The following is an 18,333-nucleotide window of genomic DNA, read 5'->3' as shown; positions in this document are numbered from 1 at the left end:
AACTCGCCCGCGACCTCGCGGAAGATGTGCACCGCCTCGGACTCCAACGCGTCCAGGTGGCTGAGGGCGTACGGACTGACCGTCCCCTCCTGGGCCTCGGCAACGGTGGTCACACCAGTCCCCTCTCGGTGAGCAGGGCGTACACCGACGCCGCGGACTCCTGCACGGTCTGGTCCTGGGACTCGATCCGCAGGTCGGGCGTCTCGGGTGCCTCGTAGGGGTCGTCGACCCCGGTCAGCCCGGTCAGCTCGCCCGCCGCCTGCTTGGCGTACAGGCCCTTCACGTCCCGGACCGAGCACACGTCGACGGGGGTCGCCACGTGCACCTCCAGGTACGCCGTCCCGCCCTGCTGGTGGCGCTTGCGCACCGCCTCGCGGCTGTCGGCGTAGGGGGCGATCACCGGGACGAGCGCCTTCACGCCGTTACGGGCGAGCAGTTCGGCGACGAAGCCGATGCGCTGCACGTTGGTGTGCCGGTCCTCGCGGCTGAAGCCGAGGCCCGCGGAGATGAACTCGCGGATCTCGTCGCCGTCGAGCACCTCGACGCGGTGGCCCTCCTCGCGCAGCCGGCCGGCCAGTTCGTACGCGATGGTGGTCTTGCCGGCACTCGGCAGACCCGTGAGCCAGACGGTGGCTCCACTCGTCACGTGGTTCTCCAATGTCGGTGTCATGGGGGGTCAGCCGTGCAGTCCGCACTCGGTCTTCGCGCGTCCGGCCCAGCGGCCGGCACGGGCGTCCTCGCCCTCGAGGACCCGGCGGGTGCAGGGCGCGCAGCCGACGGAGGTGTAGCCGTCCATCAGCAGGGGGTTGGACAGTACGCCGTGTTCCGTGATGTACGCATCGACGTCGTCCTGGGTCCAGCGGGCGATCGGCGAGATCTTGACCTTCCGGCGCTTCTCGTCCCAGCCGACGACGGGGGTGTTCGCCCGCGTCGGGGATTCGTCGCGCCGCAGGCCGGTGGCCCAGGCGCGGTACCCCGCGAGCCCCTCCTCCAACGGCCGCACCTTGCGCAGCTTGCAGCACAGGTCGGGGTCGCGGTCGTGCAACTTCGGCCCGTACTCGGCGTCCTGCCCGGCGACCGTCTGCCGCGGGGTGAGCGTGATGACGTTGACGTCCATCACGGCCTCGACCGCGTCCCGGGTGCCGATGGTCTCGGGGAAGTGGTAGCCGGTGTCGAGAAACACCACGTCCACGCCCTTGAGGACCCGGGACGCCAGGTGCGCGACCACCGCGTCCTCCATGGAGGACGTCACGCAGAACTCCTTGCCGAAGGTGTCCACCGCCCACTGGAGGATCTCCAGCGCGGAGGCGTCCTCCAGCTCGCGGCCCGCCTGCTCGGCGAGCGACTTCAACTCCTCGGCGGTACGGCCTTCCTGAGCCGTCGTCATATCCGGTCCCCTCCCGGGTCGGTGCGCTGAACGCCCCGGGCGAGCAGCCCGAGGAACTTCAGCTGGAATGCGCGGTTGCAGGCCCCGCATTCCCAGGCGCCGTGGCCCTGTTCGTTCGGTCGGAGGTCCTCGTCGCCGCAGTAGGGGCAGTAGAAGGGGGCGGCCCGCTCGCTCATGAGAGGGCCTCCTCGCTGGCGCGCGCGGCCCAGACGGCGAACCGCTCGCCGTCCGCGCGCTCGTCCTGGAACCGCTTCAGCACGCGCTCCACGTAGTCCGGCAGCTCCTCGGAGGTGACCTTCAGACCACGGACCTTGCGGCCGAAACCGGCTTCCAGACCGAGCGCGCCGCCCAGGTGCACCTGGAAGCCCTCGACCTGCTCGCCCTGCTCGTTGAGGACCAGCTGGCCCTTGAGACCGATGTCCGCGACCTGGATACGGGCGCAGGCGTTCGGGCAGCCGTTGAGGTTGATGGTGATCGGCTCGTCGAAGTCCGGGATGCGGCGCTCCAGCTCGTCGATCAGCGCGGAGCCGCGCGCCTTCGTCTCGACGATGGCGAGCTTGCAGTACTCGATGCCGGTGCAGGCCATGGTGCCGCGCCGGAACGGGGACGGCTTGGCGGTCAGGTCCAGCGCCTCCAGGGCCTCGACCAGTGACGCGACCTGCGCCTCCTCGACATCGAGGACGATCATCTTCTGCTCGACCGTGGTCCGCACCCGGCCGGAGCCGTGCGCCTCGGCGAGATCGGCGATCTTCGACAGCGTGGCGCCGTCCACCCGGCCGACACGGGGTGCGAAACCGACGTAGAAACGGCCGTCCTTCTGGCGGTGCACGCCCACGTGGTCGCGCCAGCGCTCCACGGGCTGCGCCGGGGCCGGGCCGTCGACCAGCTTGCGCTGGAGGTACTCGTCCTCCAGGACCTGGCGGAACTTCTCCGGGCCCCAGTCGGCGACCAGGAACTTCAGACGGGCGCGCGTACGAAGGCGCCGGTAGCCGTAGTCACGGAAGATCGAGATGACGCCCTCGTAGACGTCCACGACCTCGTCCAGCGGGACCCAGGCGCCGAGCCGGACACCGATCTTGGGGTTGGTGGAGAGGCCGCCGCCGACCCAGAGGTCGAAGCCGGGGCCGTGCTCGGGGTGGTGCACCCCGACGAAGGCGATGTCGTTGATCTCGTGCGCCACGTCCAGCAGCGGCGAGCCGGAGATCGCGGACTTGAACTTGCGGGGCAGGTTCGAGAACGCCTTGTTGCCGATGATCCGGCGCTGGATCTCCTCGATGGCCGAGGAGCCGTCGATGATCTCGTCCTCGGCGATACCGGCCACCGGCGAGCCGATGACCACACGGGGCGTGTCGCCGCAGGCCTCGGTGGTGGACAGACCGACCGCCTCGAGCCGGTCCCAGATCTCGGGAACGTCCTCGATCCGGATCCAGTGGTACTGCACGTTCTGCCGGTCGGTGATGTCCGCGGTGCCGCGCGCGAACTCCTGCGAGACCTCGCCGATCACCCGCAGCTGCTCGGTGGTGAGCCGGCCGCCGTCGATGCGCACGCGCAGCATGAAGTACTTGTCGTCCAGCTCCTCCGGCTCCAGGATCGCGGTCTTGCCGCCGTCGATCCCGGGCTTGCGCTGGGTGTACAGGCCCCACCAGCGCATACGGCCGCGCAGGTCGTTGGGGTCGATCGAGTCGAAGCCCCGCTTGGAGTAGATCGTCTCAATGCGTGTCCGCACATTGAGACCGTCGTCGTCCTTCTTGAACTGCTCGTTGCCGTTGAGCGGGGTGAAGTGACCCACGGCCCACTGACCCTCGCCACGGTGACGACTCACCTTGCGGCGGGGCGCGGAGGCGGCAGGGTTCTGCGGGGTGGCGGCCATGGTGAACGTCCTTCGGGACAGGCGGAAAGCGGCTCTGACCTGCGCGTACGGGCGCATGGGGGCATGCGTGCGCGTCATTGCGCAGCGCGGGGAGGCTGGATCGGGGTCTGTCGGTGGAGCTGCTGATGGCCCGAGGCCACTGCTGCGTGCAGCGCTCAGCTCGCCGGACAGATGGCGCTGGACATGCGGCCGAGGTCGACGTGCCGCCGACTCACCAAGGCAATTCCAGTTCCAGACATGACGGAAGCGTGTCACGGCGATCTGGACACAGTCCAGCTTCGTCCGCGATGCGGACACCCTTGTCCCGCTATGCGAGACAAGGGTGTCGTCGATCACATGCTGTGCGGCACCTCTTGTCGGTGCAGGTCAGGCAGGGTATGCGCCGGGCCACGGTCCCGGCGCGGACACCTCGCGCTGCTCCTCCACCTTCGTGTCGAACAGCTGGAAGCCCCGGCGCTGGTAGTTCGCCATCGCGTGCTCGCCGTCCAGGCTGCAGGTGTGCAGCCAGACCCGCTTGGTCTCGGGCAGTCCCGGCCAGCGGTCCGCGAGGTCCCAGGCGCGGGCGGCGCCGTACGACAGCAGGTGCCCGCCGATCCGCCGCCCGCGGAAGGCCGGGACCAGCCCGAAGTAGACGATCTCCACGGCCCCGTCGTCCTGCGGCTCCAGCTCCACGTACCCGGCGGGCGTGCCCCGGTCGTAGGCCACCCAGGTCTCGACCCCCGGCCGCGCCAGGTGCTCCGCCCAGGTCGCGTACGGCCAGCCGAGCCGGTCGATCCAGCGGATGTCGCCGCCGACGGACGCGTACAGGAAGCGGCTGAACTCGGGCGAGGGGACCTCGGAGCGGACGATCCGGACGTCACCGTCCGGCGCGGCGGCCGGCAGGAGGTCGGTCGGCGCGGTCTGCTCCAGGGACCAGGTGGTCACGGGGATGTTCGTCATGCCGCCAGGGAATCATCGGACCGGCGGATCTGTCGATCGCGTGTCCAGCGGGCGGGCGCGAAGGCGCTTCCCGCCCGCTGCCTGCCGGATTCCCGTCGGCTGCGCTACTCGGCCGGCCGGGCGACGGACGTCAGCGGCAGCGCGAACAGCACCCGCCCCGACTGGGCCCAGACCTCTCCGGTCTCCTGCCAGTAGGAGAGGGACTCCGTCCGCGGGCTCCAGCACAGGTGGCTCTCCGCGGATCCGCAGACCGCCGCCCGGGCCCGGCCGTCGTCCTCGTCGCCGCGGTCGGCGGTCTGCCGCCACAGCTCGCCACGCTCCTCGCGGGTCCCGGCCGCCCGGGTCACATACCAGCCGCCGCCGTACGACAGCACGCCCCGCACGCCCGTGACCTCGGTCCGGTACGCCTCCGTCGCCTGGACGAGCCCGGTGTCGTCCGCGGCGAGCAGGCCCTCGTGGCCGGGGAGCGTGCTGAAGGGCCAGCGCCACAGCCGGGCGTCGCGGTCGCCGCCGTCGAGCGTCCACTCACCGGCGACCAGGCTGTCCGGCGAGGTGCTGCGGTCGAGGGAGACGGTGGCGGGGTGCGCGGCGCCCGCGGTGTCGCTCGGCCGGTAGGAGGCGACGGCCGGCAGGACGTACCGGTCGCCGTGGGCCGACCAGCCGCCCGGCACCCGGCCGACCGCCTCGGAGACGACGGTGGCGCGCTGGACGCGGTTCATGTCGTACACGTACAGCGCGGTCCGGTCCCCGTCGTCGGCGGTGACCAGCAGTTTGTCCTGGTACCAGACCATCCCGGAGAGGTGCGAGACCAGCCCCCGGTAGTCCCGCCCGCCGTCCACGGGCACGGCCAGCAGCGCCCAGGTGTAGACGAGGTGGCCGAGGTCGTTGGCGTCGACGAAGGCGACCCGGGCCAGGCCCCGGTCGGCCGTCGTGCCGCCGCTGCGGGACCAGCCGGAGAGGATCACCCGGTTCGTGCCCCAGACACCGTCGTCGTCCGCGTCCCCGGAGGTGGTGACGGCGCCGGGCCGCCAGCCGTCGGTGTCCTCGGTGCCCCAGCAGTACGCGCGCGTGGCGGTGGGGGAGACCGGCAGGGTCTTGCGCTCGCCGGCCGAGCAGTCGATGGCGTCGCGCAGGGTGCGGTCGGCTCCGGCCAGTACCGCGCCGACCCCTACGGGGCTGCCCATCCCGGCGGCGAGCCGGTCCAGGGAGGCCTGCGGGATCCGTTCCTCGGTGAGGCCGAGCGGTACGGTCTCGGCGGACGTCGTCAGCGGTTTCAGGCCACCGGGACCGTCGTCGGTGACCGTCGCCTGGGAGGCACTGATCATGGTGGCGGCGGCGGTGAGCGCGAGGGCGGTGCCCGTCAGGAACGCCCGAAGCGCCCTGCCCCGCCTGCGCCGGCGATGTCGGCCGCGATGTCTCATTCGTCCTCCAGAGGCGGGCCAACTGCGCCTGTTGATCCGTACGTTGACCGAGGAGCAGGTGGGGTGACCCGTAGGGGGATGCTACGGCAGTCAAGCACCGCCACGGGCGAAGACCCCGCAAATGCGCGGAAGATGCCACCGGGTGCACCAGTATCGCTACGGTGCGCACATATGGTCGGCGTACGGGGACATCGGTGGTCGTGGGAGCGGCCGTGGGTGCCGATGCGGGTGCGGGTGCGGGTGCCGGTGCGGTGTCACGGCGTCGAGGTCCGGCCTCGTGCCACGGCGGGCGCCGTCGAGTGCGGCAGCAGGTCCCTGGGGTCGGCCGGGAGGAGCATCTCGACGTCCGCCGCTTCGCAGAAACGATACGGCCGGTGTTCCAGGAAACCGCCCAGATACCGCCGTACCCGGGACAGCTCGGCCCGTACCGTCACCGTGCGGGCCGGATCACCGAACACGTCCTCGGCCAGACCCGACGCACTGCGCCCACCGCGGTGGACGGCCAGCAGATACAGCAACTCCGCGTGCCGCGGACTGAGTTCACGGGACCAGTTGCCCGCGCCGCCCGACACCGTCACCGACCAGCGGCGGGCCCGGCTCAGGTCCAGCACGATCCGGGTGGCACCGCGCGCCACCGGCTCGGCGGTCTCGTCCACCGCCCGCACCAGCCAGCCGCCGGCCAGCGGTTCCAGCACGCACAGCCCGAGCGCCGGCAGCCACCGGCGGCCCGCCGACGGCGACTTGGGCAGCGCGATCCGTCCGACGTACGGCATCCCGGTCACCGCGGCCGTCCAGCCGTCCCGGTCCACCGCCGCCGCCCGGCCGCCGAGCCGCGCCAGCACCGGAGCGGCGACCGCGCGCAACCGCTCCAGCGAACTCATGTGCAACTCCCGCAGCCTGGCCTCGGCCAGCTTCGCCACCGAGTCCACCCAGGCGAGCGTGGCCGGATGCATCGTCTCCAACGGCCCGCTCACATCGACCACGCCGAGCAGCCGCCCGTCACGCGGGTCGCTGATCGGGGCACCCGCACAGGTCCAGGTGGCGTGCGACCGTACGAAGTGCTCGGCGGCGAACACCTGTACCGGCCGCCGCACCACCGCCGGCGTGCCCACCCCGTTGGTGCCGACGGTCTCCTCCCCCCAGTCCGCGCCCAGCTCGAACCCGAGCCCGTCCGCCTTGCGCAGCACCGGGCCGCAGCCCTCCCGCCACAGCACCCGGCCCTCCGCGTCGGCGACGACCATGATGTGGTGGGCGACGTCCGCGACGGACAGCAAGCCCTCCCGCAACACCGGCAGCACGTCGCGCAACGGCGACTCCTCGCGCCGCCGCCGCACCTCGTCCGGACCGAGCAGCCCCGTTCTGAAGTCGTGTTCCGGATCGACACCGCTGCGCAGCATCCGCTCCCAGGACTGCTCGATCACCGGGCGCGGGGCCACGGGCGTGCGCTGGCCGGCCAGTTTCGCGTCGCGGACCTCACTGAGCACCCGCGCCGCCCGCGCGGCGTCGACGACCGCGAGCTGCGGCACGTTCATCGGCGAGTGGGCCACAGGAGCCTCCCGGGGAGCGCACTGGCGGGACGACCGGATGTCAAGTTCCTGCGCCGACTGTTTCCGGTCTTGCTGGAAGCCCCCATCTTGCCGTTCGCCCGGGACGGAGGGGCCCACTCCGGTCACAACCCCCGGGAAGTTGCAACCCCCTGCAACCCTGGTGAACATCCACACCGTGTCCGAAACTTGAGCCACGCCGTCCCGAGCGGCGATGCTGGCCTCGCAGGGCCAACGCTGCGGGGGTGGTGCCGTGTCGGCGCAGCACCACCCCCGCGACCTGCCTTTCCTGGGGTGAGGCGGGGTGGCCCGGGAGCCCGGGGCGGCGCCGTGTGGGACGGGGCGGGCCCGCGCGGGCGCCCACGCTCGCACGGGAACAGTGTTTCGTGGGGTTCCCCAAAGGCCTGTGCGTGACCGGGCCGCCCGGACGTGCGTGAAAACGGTTGCCGAGAGTTTCGGTGTCAGGACGAGGGCGCGGCGCGCTCGACGATCGTCGCGAGGTCAGGACCCGGCGACAGTGCTCCGAAGGCCGCGCCCCCGTCCCCGCCCAGCCGTGAGGCGCAGAACGCGTCGGCGATCTCCGGCGGGGCGAACCGCACCAGCAGCGCCCCCTGGAGCACCAGCGCGAACCGCTCCGCCAGCCGGCGGGCCCGGGCCTCCACCCCACTGAGATCGGCCAGCTCCGTCAGCAGTCCCTTGATCGCCGCGTCCAGCCGGTGATCGGCACCACGCGCCGCTCCCACCTCCTGGAGATACGCGTTCAACGCGGCCGGTTCCCGCTGCAACGCCCGCACCACATCCAGCGCCTGGACGTTGCCCGCCCCCTCCCAGATCGAGTTCAGCGGCGACTCGCGGATCAGCCGGGGCATCCCGGACTCCTCGACGTAACCGTTCCCGCCGAGGCACTCCGCCGCCTCCACCACCACCGGCGTACAGCGCTTGGTCACCCAGTACTTCGCGGCCGGCACGGCGATCCGCAGCAGTGCCCGCTCCCGCTCGCCTCCGTCGTCGTAGGCCGCCGCGAGCCGCAGCGCGAGCGTCGTGGCCGCCTCCGACTCCACCGCGAGATCGGCCAGCACATTGCGCATCAACGGTTTGTCGACGAGTTTCCCGCCGAACGCCGCACGGTGTGTGCAGTGGTGGATCGCCTGCGCGACCGCCTGCCGCATCAGTCCCGCCGACCCCAGCACACAGTCCAGCCGGGTCGCCGCCACCATGCCGATGATGGTGCGCACCCCGCGCCCCTCCTCACCGACCCGGCGCGCCCACGTCCCGTCGAACTCCACCTCGCCCGAGGCGTTCGACCGGTTGCCCAGCTTGTCCTTCAGCCGTTGCAGCAGAAACGGGTTGCGGCCGCCGTCCTCCAGGACCCGCGGCACCAGGAAACACGTCAGATCGCCGTCCTCCCCGGCGGGCCGCGTCCGGGCGAGGACCAGGAAACCGTCCGACATCGGCGCCGAGCAGAACCACTTGTGCCCGCTCAGCGTGTACGTCCCGTCCTCGGCGAGCGGCGTCGCGACCGTCGTGGCGGCCCGTACGTCACTCCCGCCCTGCTTCTCCGTCATCCCCATCCCGAGCAGCGCCCCCGCCTTCAGCCGGGCGGGCCGCAGCTCACGGTCGTAGACCGTCGACGTCAGCCGGGGCTCCCACACGGCGGCCAGCTCAGGGTCGGCCCGCAGCGCCGGTACCGCCGCGTGGGTCATCGACAGCGGACAGCCGTTGCCCGCCTCGACCTGCGTCCACACCAGGAAACCCGCCGCCCGGCGCACATGCCCGGCCGGCCGCGTCCAGGCCGCCGTCAGCCCGGCCCCGACCCCCTTGCCGAGCAGCCGGTGCCACGCCGGATGGAAGTCGACCTCGTCGATCCGGTTCCCGTACCGGTCGTGCGTGCGCAACCGCGGCGGGAACTCGTTCGCCTGCGCCGCCCACTCCTGGAGCTGCGCCGACCCCGCGGACCGGCCCAGCGCCGACAGGTCCCCGTGCGCCTCGTCGCGGAGCTCCGGGCCCACGTGGCGCTCCACCGCGGCCACCAGGGCCCGGTCGGTGCCGTAGACGTCGTGCCCGGTCAGCGGAGGGGGCTGGTTGGTCACGGTGTGCGTACTGCCTGCCATACGGCGAACCTACCCTCGGGTACGGCGGTCATGGCCACGCGGAGCCCGCGCGTCGCTCCCCGACCCGGCGACGCCGCCTCGCCGGAGGTGAGTGGAGACCCGAACGGCGGATACCTTTAGGGCGTGCAGCCAGCAAGTCAGTCACCCGAGCAACCCGAGAGCCCCTCAGGGCGTCTCCACCGGGCGCGTGCCCTCTACCGGAACGTTTCCAAGCGCAGGACCGCCTGGCTGCTGTTGAAGGACACCGTCAACTCCTGCATCGAGTACCGCATCCTCGGCCTCGCCGCCGAAGCCGCCTTCTTCACGCTGCTCTCCGTGCCGCCGCTGCTGCTCAGCCTCATCGGTCTGCTCGGCTACGTCGACGACTGGACCGGCACCGACTCCATCAGCAGCCTGGAGAGCAACCTCCTCGAAGCCTCCCGCACCGTCCTGTCCGACAAGGGCGTCACGGACATCGCGCAGCCGATCCTGGACGACGTGATGAAGGGCGGCCGGCCCGACGTCATCTCCATCGGCTTCCTGTTCGCCCTGTGGTCGGGATCGCGTGCCGTGAACGTCTTCATCGACACCATCACCGTGATGTACGGCCTCGACGGCGTGCGCGGCATCGTCAAGACCCGGCTGGTGGCGTTCCTGCTGTTCGTCGCCGCCCTGCTGATCGGCTCGGTCGCGCTGCCCCTGATGGTGGCGGGGCCGGACGCCGTGGTGCGGATCGTGCCCTGGTCGACGACCCTGGTCCAGGTCCTCTACTGGCCGGTCGTGATCGTCCTGTCGGTCGCCTTCCTGACCACGCTCTACCACGTGTCCGTGCCCGTGCGCTCCCCGTGGATCGAGGACGTGCCCGGCGCCCTCGTCGCCCTCGCCATGTGGGTCCTCGGCAGCTTCCTGCTGCGCATCTATCTCACCAACACCATCGAGGGCGCCACGATCTACGGCTCCCTCGCCGCCGCCGTCGCCGTACTGCTGTGGATCGGTGTGTCCGCCTTCGCGGTGCTGGTCGGGGCCGCCGTCAACGCCGCCATCGACCGTGTCTGGCCGGCCGCCGCCACGGCCGCCGCCCGCGCCGCCAACGAGCGGCTGCGCGAGGAGGTGGCCGCCGAGTACGTCGCCCGCGTGACCGCGGCCCGTTCCCACGAGGACGACGACCCCGACGACCCGGACATGCCCTCCGAGTTCCCGGAACGCTGGTCCCGTTTCCTCCCGCCGGACGACGTCACCGGCCGGCTGCGCACCCACGCCAAGAGCACCCCCAAGGCGAACGGCGCGGGCGACGACGACGAGCCCTCCAGCGGGAAGTGACCCGCGGAGCCCGCCGCCGCCGGGCAGGGGCTCAGGCCTTCCAGACCCCGGCGCCCGCCGCCTCTCGTACGAACTCCGCGAAGTCCCGCGGCTCACGGTCCAGCACCTTCCGCACCCCGTCCGAGAGGTGCGCGTTGCGCCCGTCGAGCAGCGACTCGAACAGCTCCACCAGGAAGTCCACCTCCTCCGGCGGCACCCCGAACCCGGCCAGCCGCTCCCCGTACCGCCGCGCGGGCACCGGGGTGTACGTCAGCTCCCGTCCCGCCGCCCGGCCGATGTCCGCGACCGCTTCCCGGAACGTCAGCAACCGCGGCCCCGACACCTCCAGCACCCGCCCCACGTACCGCTCGCCCGCCGTCAGCGCCGCCACCACCACATCGGCGACGTCCCGCAGGTCCACGAACGGCTCCCGCACCTCCCCGCCCGGGAACACCAGCTCACCGCCCAGTCGCAGCTCCTCCACCAGCGGCCCCTCGCTGAAGTTCTGCGCGAACCACGCCGCCCGGACGACCGTCCACTCCGCGCCCGGCACTCGCAGCGCCTCCTCCGTCGGCCGCGCCCGCTCCTCACCCCGCGCCGACAGCAGCACCAGCCGCCGTACGCCGAGCGACACCGCCTCCTCGGCGAACTCCCCGACCGCCCGGGTCGCCTCCGGGGAGCCGACGTCCGTCGGGAACACCAGATACGCCGCGTCCGCGCCGCGCAGGGTCCCCGCCCACGTCGAGCGGTCCCGCCAGTCGAACCCCTGCGCCCGCGAGGCCGCCCGCACCGTCAGACCCGCCGCCTCGGCGGCCTGCGCCACCCGGCTGCCCGTACGACCGGTCGCGCCGGTCACCACCACCGTCATGTCCGTGTTCGTCGTCATGCCCCCAGTGAACTGCCGCGCCCCCGCACGTTCCCATCGCTGAACGGCTCATTCCCATAAGCGCGCGTCTACGCTGACCGCATGGACGCGCCCCCACTTTCGAACAGGCTCATGCGGGGAGACCCCCTTGCCGGCCTTCTCGAGGGGCCACGCGCGCGTGGCGCCCTCATGATCCGGGCGTGTTTCGACCCGCCGTGGAGCGTACGGGTCGAGGACCGGGCGCCGCTGACGGTGATGCTCATGGTGCGCGGCGAGGGGTGGGTCGTACCCGACGACGGGGAACGGATCCGGCTCGCCGCGGGCGACCTCGCCATCGCGCGCGGACCCGACTCGTACACCTGTGCGGATGCTCCGGGTACGCCGCCGCAGGCGCTGATCCTGCCGGGCGGGCAGTGCGCGTACCCCGACGGACGCCTGCTGAACGGCTCCATGGACCTCGGCGTCCGCGCCTGGGGCGACCGGCTCGACGGCTCCACGGTCGTCCTGATCGGCACCTATCTGATGCAGGGCGAGATCAGCGGCCGGCTGCTGGACGCCCTGCCGCCCCTGCTGTCCCTCGGCGCCGAGGAATGGCCGTGCCCGCTCACCCCGATCCTCATGGAGGAGATCGCGCGCGACGAGCCCGGTCAGGAAGTCGTCCTGGACCGGCTGCTGGACCTGCTGGTCATCGCCGCCCTGCGGGCCTGGTTCTCCCGCCCCGAGGCGGCGGCCCCGGCCTGGTACCGGGCGCTGGCCGACCCGGTCGTGGGCCGCGTCCTGCGGCTCGTCCAGGACGACCCGGCCCACCCCTGGACCGTCGCCTCCCTCGCCACGAAGGCGGGCGTCTCCCGGGCCGCCCTGGCCCGCCGCTTCACCGACCTCGTGGGCGAGCCCCCGATGACCCACCTGACCGGCTGGCGGCTCGCCCTCGCCGCCGACCACCTGCGCACCACCGAGGACACCATCGGCGCGATCGCCCGGCAGGTCGGCTACGGAAGCGCTTTCGCGCTGTCCAGCGCGTTCAAGCGGGTCTACGGGGTGAGCCCGCAGGAGTACCGGGTGGGCGTCGGATCCGGGATGGGGGTCGGGGTCGGGTAGGGGTGGGGCCCTCGGGCAGGACGGCCGGTGCGACGGCGCCCGCGGGCGGGGTGCGGCGTAGCCTGGCGTACGTGTACCAGGAGCGGCCCTCCCGGCTGGCCGGCGCGGTGGTCTGGACGAACACCCTGCCGCCGGTGCCCGGCGCGCGTCCCGTACTGCCCGACGGCTGCATGGACCTGCTGTGGGACGGCGGCAGCCTGCTCGTCGCCGGTCCGGACACGCGCGCGTACGTCCCCGACGGGCCGTCCCTCGCCTGGACCGGCATCCGCTTCTTCCCCGGCACCGCGCCCTCGCTCCTCGGCGTGCCCGCACACGAACTGCGGGACCGGCGCGTGGAGTTGGCCGACCTGTGGTCCCCGGCGGAGGTACGGCGCCTGAACGCCCGGATCGCCGCAGCGCCCCGGCCCGCGGCGGCGCTGGAGGAACTCGCGCTGGAGCGGGCGGCCCCGCCCGAACCCGAGCTGCGCCGACTCGTCGCCGCCCTCGCCGCGGGCCGGCCGGTCGCCGCCGTCGCCGACGAACTGGGCTTCGGCGCCCGCCAGTTGCATCGCCGCTCACTCGGCGTGTTCGGCTACGGCCCCAAGACGCTGGCCCGGATCCTCCGCCTCCAGCGGGCCCTCGCCCTGGCCCGCGAGGGCGTTGCGTACGCGGACACGGCAGCCCGCACCGGATACGCCGACCAGGCTCATCTCGCGCGCGATGTCAGGGAGTTCACGGGCTTCACGCTCCGCGGCCTACTGCGGCCCTAGGGTGTCTCGCCCCCCAGCGGCGCGAACAGGTCGACGCCGTTGCCGTCCGGATCGTGCACGACGGCGTACCGCTGGCCCCAGAAGGCGTCCCACGGCTTCAGCTCGCCGTGATGACCGGCGCCGACGAGATCCTCGTACACCGCGTCGACCTCGGCCGGCCCGTCACAGCGCAGCGCGAGCGAGTGCCGGCCGCCCCCGGACGGTGGCCGCCACCCCGGATGGAAGGAGCGGACGGTCTCCTCGGTGTCCAGCAGGAGCCGCAGTCCGCCGGGCAGATCGGCCTCGGCGTGCGGTTCCCGCTCGGCGCCCTCGGGGAACGCGAAGCCGAGCCGGCGGTAGAAGACGACGGAGGCGGCCATGTCGGAGACGACCAGCCCGATGGCATCGAAACGTGTGCTCATGCGGCCACGATAGGAAACGGGCGGGTGAGCGGTCTTGAAGGAAACGGACAGGCTGCCGCTGCCGGGAACCCGGGCGGCCGGGTGAGCGGATCGGTGTCCGTCAGTCGAAGGTGACCGGCCCGTTCGGTGTGTCGACGGTGAAGGAGAAGCCCGCCGGGCCCGTGCCGAGAACCAGATCGGTGCCGAGGGCGGTCAGCACGGGGCGGATCTCCTCGGGGTCGGGAGCGGTGGCGGTCAGCTCCAGCAGCGGTGTGACCGGCAGGCCCGACGCGGACGGGTGGGGCGTGGCACCCCAGGCGATCAGGAAGGGCACCAGACCCGACGGGTGCGGGTCGCCGCCGTCGGTCAGCCGCCACTCCAGCAACGTGCCGTCGGGGCGTCGCCGGCTCATCTCCCGTACGTCGCCGGGGTCGTAGCCGTGCGCGCGGACGGCGGCGACCGTCGCGTCGATGTCGGGCGGGCTGATCGCCCAGGTGATGGTGCGGGCCGCGTCGAGGTCGTCCACGCCGAAGGGGCGCGGCCCGGTCGGCGTCGGCTGCTCCGGGTCCGGACCGAGGATCTCCAGATAGGCGCAGCCGCCCAGTCCGACCAGGTGATTGCGGGTGCCGAGCCCGATGTGCACCCCGCCCGGCGCGGGGGCCACTCCCGTGCGCCTGGTGAACTCGGTGACCGTCGCCGCCAGGTCGGGGGTTGCGAGAACGATGTGGTCGAGGCGTGCGGGAATGGTGTTCATCCCGCCCGAGCCTACGCGCCCGCCGCCGGAATCACCGGGTCCCCGGGACACCTGTGCGTCAGGATGGCAGGCATGATCCGTATGCCGCGCGCCCTCCCGGCGATGCTGTTCCTCCCCGCGCTCGTCGTCGCCTGCGGGACGGAGAAGGCGGGCGCGGACCCCGCCGAACTGGGCTCCCGCGCCCGCGCGTTGGGGATCGCCCCGGAACTCGTGTACGCGACCGAGGCACCCGGCTACAGCCTGGCCCGGCAGTCCGTCGGCGTGTACGGGGATGACGGCTTCTCCGCCGTCTATGTCTCCCAGAAGGAGGGCAGGCAGCTTCAACTCACCGTCGACCGCGGCACGATGACCGCCGACAGCTGCCCGGACCAGCCGGTCGGGGACTCCTCCGGTGCGTCCACCACCTGCGTCCGCGACGGCGACTCCTGGTATCGCAGCACCGGGGAACGGCGGGAGTACGCGGTGCCGAAGGAGGGGTTCGTCATCCGGCTGAGCGGTAAGGGCCTGCCCCGGGACGTCCTGCGGGCGGCGGCCCGGCAGCTGCATCGTCCGTCCGCGGACGAGTTGGACGCCCTGCTGCCCCCGGCTCCCGCGGGCGGCGGACCGGTGGAGCGCGGCGACCTGCCGCCGGTGGGTGACGGGGCGCCCGACAACGACGTGGACGCGGGTGGCTGAGCAGAAGGGTGCCCGAAACATTCGCCCCGACGATCTCCCTGGGACGCACCCTCGTCCCGGTCATAGGCTCGGCGCCATGACCGCCCGCCTGCTGGTGTACACCCGCACCACCGCCTACCGGCACGACTCCATCCCCGACGCCGTGGCCGCCGTCCGCGCGCTGGAGGAGTTCACCGTCGATCACACCGAGGACCCGGCGGCCCTGGAGGAACCGCTGGACCGGTACGCGGCCGTGGTCTTCCTCTCCACCAGCGGCGAGGTGCTGACCCCGGCCGGACGGCGACGGCTCGCCGGGTACGTCGGCTCGGGAGGCGGCTTCGTCGGCGTCCACGCGGCGGCCTGCACCGAGTACGACTGGCCGTACTACGGCGAACTCCTCGGCGCCCGCTTCGACCGTCACCCCGCGTACCAGCCGGGCAAGGTGCTGATCGAGGATCCCGATCACCCCGCCACCGGGCACCTGCCCGCCGTCTGGGACTTCACCGACGAGTGGTACGACTTCCGCGCCGGCCCGCGCGGACGGGTACGGGTCCTGCTCAGCGCCGACGAGTCGTCCTACGAGGGCGGCGGCATGGGGGACGACCACCCGCTGGCATGGTGCCGGGAACAGGGCGCGGGACGCGTCTTCTACACCGCTCTCGGGCACGCGGCCCAGGCCTACCGCGACCCCCGTTTCCTGGCCCATCTGCGCGGCGGGCTCACCTGGGCGACGGCCGAGGCGGCCGCCTGAGATCCGGGGTCGTCTCCGTGTGCGGGGGAGGGGCCGGCGCGTATTCGGCGTCAGGGCCCGGACAACGGGGGCGGTGCCGTGCTCGACCGTTCCACCAGCCGGGTCGACAACTCCGTCCGGGTTCCTTCCGGGCGTTCCCCGTCCATCATCCGCACCAGCAGCCGCAGCGCCGTCGCCGCCATCTCGGCCAGCGGCTGACGGACGGTGGTGAGGGCGGGGGCGGCCCAGCGGGACTCGGGCAGATCGTCGAAGCCGACCACGCTGACGTCGTACGGAATCCTCAGTCCCTGTTCCCGTACGGCCTGGTACACGCCGAGGGCCATGCGGTCGGAGCAGACGAACACGGCCGTGGGCGGCTCGGGCAGGGCGAGCAGCTCGCGCATCCGGCGGTGAGCGGTCGCCTCGTCGAAGCCGCCGTTGCGGACGTACTCGGCCCGGGGCAGGAGGCCGGCCGAGGCCAGCGCCGAACGGTAACCGGCCACGCGGGCGCTGCTGCACAGCTTGCGGCGCGGTCCGGCGATCACGGCGACGCGTTCGTGGCCGAGCGCCAGCAGATGCCCGGTCGCGGTCACCCCGCCCTGCCAGTTCGCGGCTCCCACCGACACCACCCCGGAGGGCGGCTCGATCACGGGGTCGATCATCACGAACGGAATGCGGTGCTGCTCCAGGAACGCGAACTGGGAGTCCGTCAACTCGGCGAGGTTGAACAGCACTCCGGCCGATCCCCGTACCGTCATCTTGTCCAGCCAGCCGCGCTGCGGGCGTCCGGCCCGGGTGCGGGACAGGGCGGCCGAGACCACCACGTCCAGCCCCGCGTCGTGCGCCGCCTCCTCCACCCCGTGCAGCACCGCGCCCGACCAGGAGCTCTCCAGCGAGTGCACCACCAGGTCGACCAGCCGGGGCGGCTTCGTCGCGTCGAAACGCGGTCTGCGGACGTAACCGAGCCGGTCCAGCGCCTCCGTGACCCGGCGCCGGGTCTCGGGGGCGACGTCCTCCCGCCCGTTGACCACCTTGGACGCGGTCGGCACGGACACCCCCGCCTCGCGGGCCACGACCGCCAGCGTCGGTCCGGCCGTCATGCCCGCACCCGCCGTGCGCACCATCGGGAACCACCTCTCCGGCCCGCCCGAGGGCCCCGGCGAAAGCTCGACCGGCGCCCTTTCGAAACCGCTCGCGCAGCAGAACGACTCGCAGAAAGCGCTTGCTATCCTAGGTGGACCTCGGCGTGACGTGAAGACACCGGGAAGCGCCGGATCTTGAGCGGAAGGGCATTTCCGTCCGCGCCGAGCGCGCCGCGCGGACCGGTGGAGGGCGTACAGGTCGGCCGGAAGTCGTGGACGTCCGTCGTGAAGGGCGTACTGACCGCGCGGCCGGCCCAGGAGCGGGACCTCGGGGGAGGCGGGCCGGGGGGCTTCGTCACCGGGTGTCGGCCGCCGTGGGCGTGGGCCTGGCCGTGTGCGTGCGGAAAACGTTTACACCCATGAAGAGGGAGCAGCCAGGATTCACGCGACCCGCGCGAGATCCGCGCGTCGCACCTCGTGGGCGAGGCCGAGACCCTGCGCGACGCGTTCGAGTTCGTCGGCGACGATGCCGCCCATGCGCTGGAGTTCGTTGCCGAGGGAGCCGGCGATGTGGGGGGTGAGGAAGACGTTGGGGAGGCGGTAGAGGGGGGAGTCGGCGGGGAGCGGCTCGGGTTCGGTGACGTCCAGGACGGCGTGGAGCCGGCCGGAGACGAGTTCGTCGGTGAGCGCGGTGTGGTCGACGAGGGCGCCGCGCGAGGTGTTGATCAGCACGCCGCCGTCGCGGATGAGCGCGAGCCGGGCGCGGTCCAGCAGGTGACGGGTCTCGGGGAGGTCGGGCGCGTGCAGGGTGACGATGTCGCTGTGGCGCAGCAGGTCTTCCAAGGGGACGAGCCGCGCGCCGAGTTCGGTGGCTTCGGAGGGGTCGAGGTAGGGGTCGTGGAGGAGGACCTCGACGTCGTGCGGACGCAGGAGGTGCAGCAGGCGCCGGCCGATACGGGAGGCGCCGACGACTCCGACACGGCGGCCGTGGTTGCCGGTGGTGGCGGTCTCGCCGGGGGTGGGCGGGGTGTGGGTGCGGCGGTAGCGGTCGCGGTGGGTGAGGGTGTCCTTGCCGGCGAGGAGGATCACGGCGAGGGTGTACTCGGCGACCGGGACGGCGTTCGCGGTGGCCGCGCTGGACACGGTCACTCCCCGGGCCCAGAGCGCCTCGCCGATCAGTGAGCGGACGGAGCCCGCGGCGTGCAGGACGGTGCGCAGCCGGGGCGCGGCGGCCAGGGTGCTCGCGTCCAGACGGGGGCAGCCCCAGCCGGTGATCAGGATGTCGGCGTCGGCCAGGGCCGGTGTCGCGGCGGCGTGGGTGAAGTCCTGGACGACGAGCGCGGGGTCGATCTCGGCCGCCCGCCGCAGCCGTGCCACCAGCGCTGGAGGGAACAGCAGGGGCAGGTGCACCGGATCCATGGCGAACACGGCCCTGGGCGGCTGGGCACTGGGCATGGCACTCCTGAAACAC

Annotated in this window: 19 protein-coding genes and 1 pseudogene; 5 read left to right on the top strand and 15 right to left on the bottom strand. The window is 72.7% G+C overall.

The genetic code is table 11. From position 1 onward, the window contains the following. The 10 genes and pseudogenes from IE275_RS37070 to IE275_RS37030 all read right to left on the bottom strand — a co-directional run. Positions 1-113 (bottom strand): annotated as a pseudogene (locus tag IE275_RS37070) (sulfate adenylyltransferase subunit CysD); the annotation flags it as partial. Beyond that, positions 110-646, bottom strand: a complete 537-nt coding sequence (cysC, locus tag IE275_RS37065) for an adenylyl-sulfate kinase (RefSeq protein WP_189717056.1) — start codon at positions 644-646, stop codon at positions 110-112. The pseudogene IE275_RS37070 and the gene cysC, both read right to left, overlap by 4 nt. Before the next feature lie 30 nt (positions 647-676). Continuing rightward, positions 677-1,387: a phosphoadenylyl-sulfate reductase gene (locus IE275_RS37060; RefSeq protein ID WP_189717055.1), complete on the bottom strand. Its 711-nt coding sequence runs from the start codon at positions 1,385-1,387 to the stop codon at positions 677-679. Continuing rightward, complete coding sequence (locus tag IE275_RS37055; protein ID WP_189717054.1) at positions 1,384-1,563, bottom strand: hypothetical protein; 180 nt, start codon at positions 1,561-1,563, stop codon at positions 1,384-1,386. Before IE275_RS37055 ends, IE275_RS37060 begins: the two co-directional genes overlap by 4 nt. After that, entirely contained in the window at positions 1,560-3,257 is a 1,698-nt protein-coding gene (locus IE275_RS37050) for a nitrite/sulfite reductase (protein WP_189717053.1), read from the bottom strand. The genes IE275_RS37055 and IE275_RS37050 overlap by 4 nt, the downstream gene beginning before the upstream one ends. A 155-nt stretch (positions 3,258-3,412) precedes the next feature. Next, on the bottom strand, positions 3,413-3,496 hold the full coding sequence (locus tag IE275_RS47305; RefSeq protein ID WP_309486338.1) for a putative leader peptide: 84 nt from the start codon (positions 3,494-3,496) through the stop codon (positions 3,413-3,415). A gap of 127 nt (positions 3,497-3,623) precedes the next feature. Next, on the bottom strand, positions 3,624-4,196 hold the full coding sequence (locus IE275_RS37045; protein WP_189717052.1) for a GNAT family N-acetyltransferase: 573 nt from the start codon (positions 4,194-4,196) through the stop codon (positions 3,624-3,626). 104 nt (positions 4,197-4,300) lie between these two features. Continuing rightward, a complete protein-coding gene (locus IE275_RS37040) occupies positions 4,301-5,617 on the bottom strand; it encodes a hypothetical protein (protein WP_189717051.1) in 1,317 nt (438 codons plus the stop codon). Positions 5,618-5,871: 254 nt separating this feature from the next. Further along, positions 5,872-7,149 (bottom strand): GAF domain-containing protein, encoded by a 1,278-nt coding sequence (locus IE275_RS37035; protein WP_189717063.1) that lies wholly within the window; start codon positions 7,147-7,149, stop codon positions 5,872-5,874. 473 nt (positions 7,150-7,622) lie between these two features. Next, the gene (locus tag IE275_RS37030; protein ID WP_189717050.1) at positions 7,623-9,272 is read right to left on the bottom strand and encodes an acyl-CoA dehydrogenase family protein; all 1,650 of its coding nucleotides are present in this window, start codon (positions 9,270-9,272) and stop codon (positions 7,623-7,625) included. Between the two features lie 123 nt (positions 9,273-9,395). On the opposite strand from IE275_RS37030, the gene IE275_RS37025 reads away from it, so the two are divergent. Continuing rightward, complete coding sequence (locus IE275_RS37025) at positions 9,396-10,571, top strand: YihY/virulence factor BrkB family protein (protein ID WP_189717049.1); 1,176 nt, start codon at positions 9,396-9,398, stop codon at positions 10,569-10,571. 31 nt (positions 10,572-10,602) lie between these two features. Here IE275_RS37025 and IE275_RS37020 read toward each other — a convergent pair whose 3' ends face one another. Next, a complete protein-coding gene (locus IE275_RS37020; RefSeq protein ID WP_189717048.1) occupies positions 10,603-11,436 on the bottom strand; it encodes a Rossmann-fold NAD(P)-binding domain-containing protein in 834 nt (277 codons plus the stop codon). 111 nt (positions 11,437-11,547) lie between these two features. Here IE275_RS37020 and IE275_RS37015 point away from each other — a divergent pair, with 111 nt between their 5' ends. Together IE275_RS37015 and IE275_RS37010 are read left to right on the top strand one after the other, a co-directional pair. Continuing rightward, on the top strand, positions 11,548-12,513 hold the full coding sequence (locus IE275_RS37015; protein WP_189717062.1) for an AraC family transcriptional regulator: 966 nt from the start codon (positions 11,548-11,550) through the stop codon (positions 12,511-12,513). 71 nt (positions 12,514-12,584) lie between these two features. Then, positions 12,585-13,262, top strand: coding sequence for a helix-turn-helix domain-containing protein (locus IE275_RS37010; protein ID WP_189717047.1), 678 nt, complete (start codon positions 12,585-12,587; stop codon positions 13,260-13,262). Here IE275_RS37010 and IE275_RS37005 read toward each other — a convergent pair. Then, the gene (locus IE275_RS37005) at positions 13,259-13,663 is read right to left on the bottom strand and encodes a VOC family protein (protein WP_189717046.1); all 405 of its coding nucleotides are present in this window, start codon (positions 13,661-13,663) and stop codon (positions 13,259-13,261) included. The genes IE275_RS37010 and IE275_RS37005 overlap by 4 nt on opposite strands. Before the next feature lie 100 nt (positions 13,664-13,763). After that, a complete protein-coding gene (locus IE275_RS37000; protein ID WP_189717045.1) occupies positions 13,764-14,396 on the bottom strand; it encodes a VOC family protein in 633 nt (210 codons plus the stop codon). A gap of 72 nt (positions 14,397-14,468) precedes the next feature. On the opposite strand from IE275_RS37000, the gene IE275_RS36995 reads away from it, so the two are divergent. Further along, complete coding sequence (locus IE275_RS36995) at positions 14,469-15,071, top strand: hypothetical protein (protein ID WP_189717044.1); 603 nt, start codon at positions 14,469-14,471, stop codon at positions 15,069-15,071. Between the two features lie 76 nt (positions 15,072-15,147). Next, the gene (locus tag IE275_RS36990) at positions 15,148-15,801 is read left to right on the top strand and encodes a ThuA domain-containing protein (protein ID WP_189717043.1); all 654 of its coding nucleotides are present in this window, start codon (positions 15,148-15,150) and stop codon (positions 15,799-15,801) included. Between the two features lie 50 nt (positions 15,802-15,851). On the opposite strand, the gene IE275_RS36985 is transcribed toward IE275_RS36990, so the two are convergent. Together IE275_RS36985 and IE275_RS36980 are read right to left on the bottom strand one after the other, a co-directional pair. Beyond that, a complete protein-coding gene (locus IE275_RS36985; RefSeq protein WP_189717042.1) occupies positions 15,852-16,904 on the bottom strand; it encodes a LacI family DNA-binding transcriptional regulator in 1,053 nt (350 codons plus the stop codon). Positions 16,905-17,303: 399 nt separating this feature from the next. Next, complete coding sequence (locus IE275_RS36980) at positions 17,304-18,317, bottom strand: hydroxyacid dehydrogenase (protein ID WP_189717041.1); 1,014 nt, start codon at positions 18,315-18,317, stop codon at positions 17,304-17,306. Positions 18,318-18,333 lie beyond the last annotated feature (16 nt).

The organism is Streptomyces phaeofaciens (genome assembly GCF_014648915.1).
GTDB classification, from domain to species: Bacteria; Actinomycetota; Actinomycetes; order Streptomycetales; family Streptomycetaceae; genus Streptomyces; species Streptomyces phaeofaciens.
This window is presented reverse-complemented; position numbering and strand designations above follow the sequence as displayed.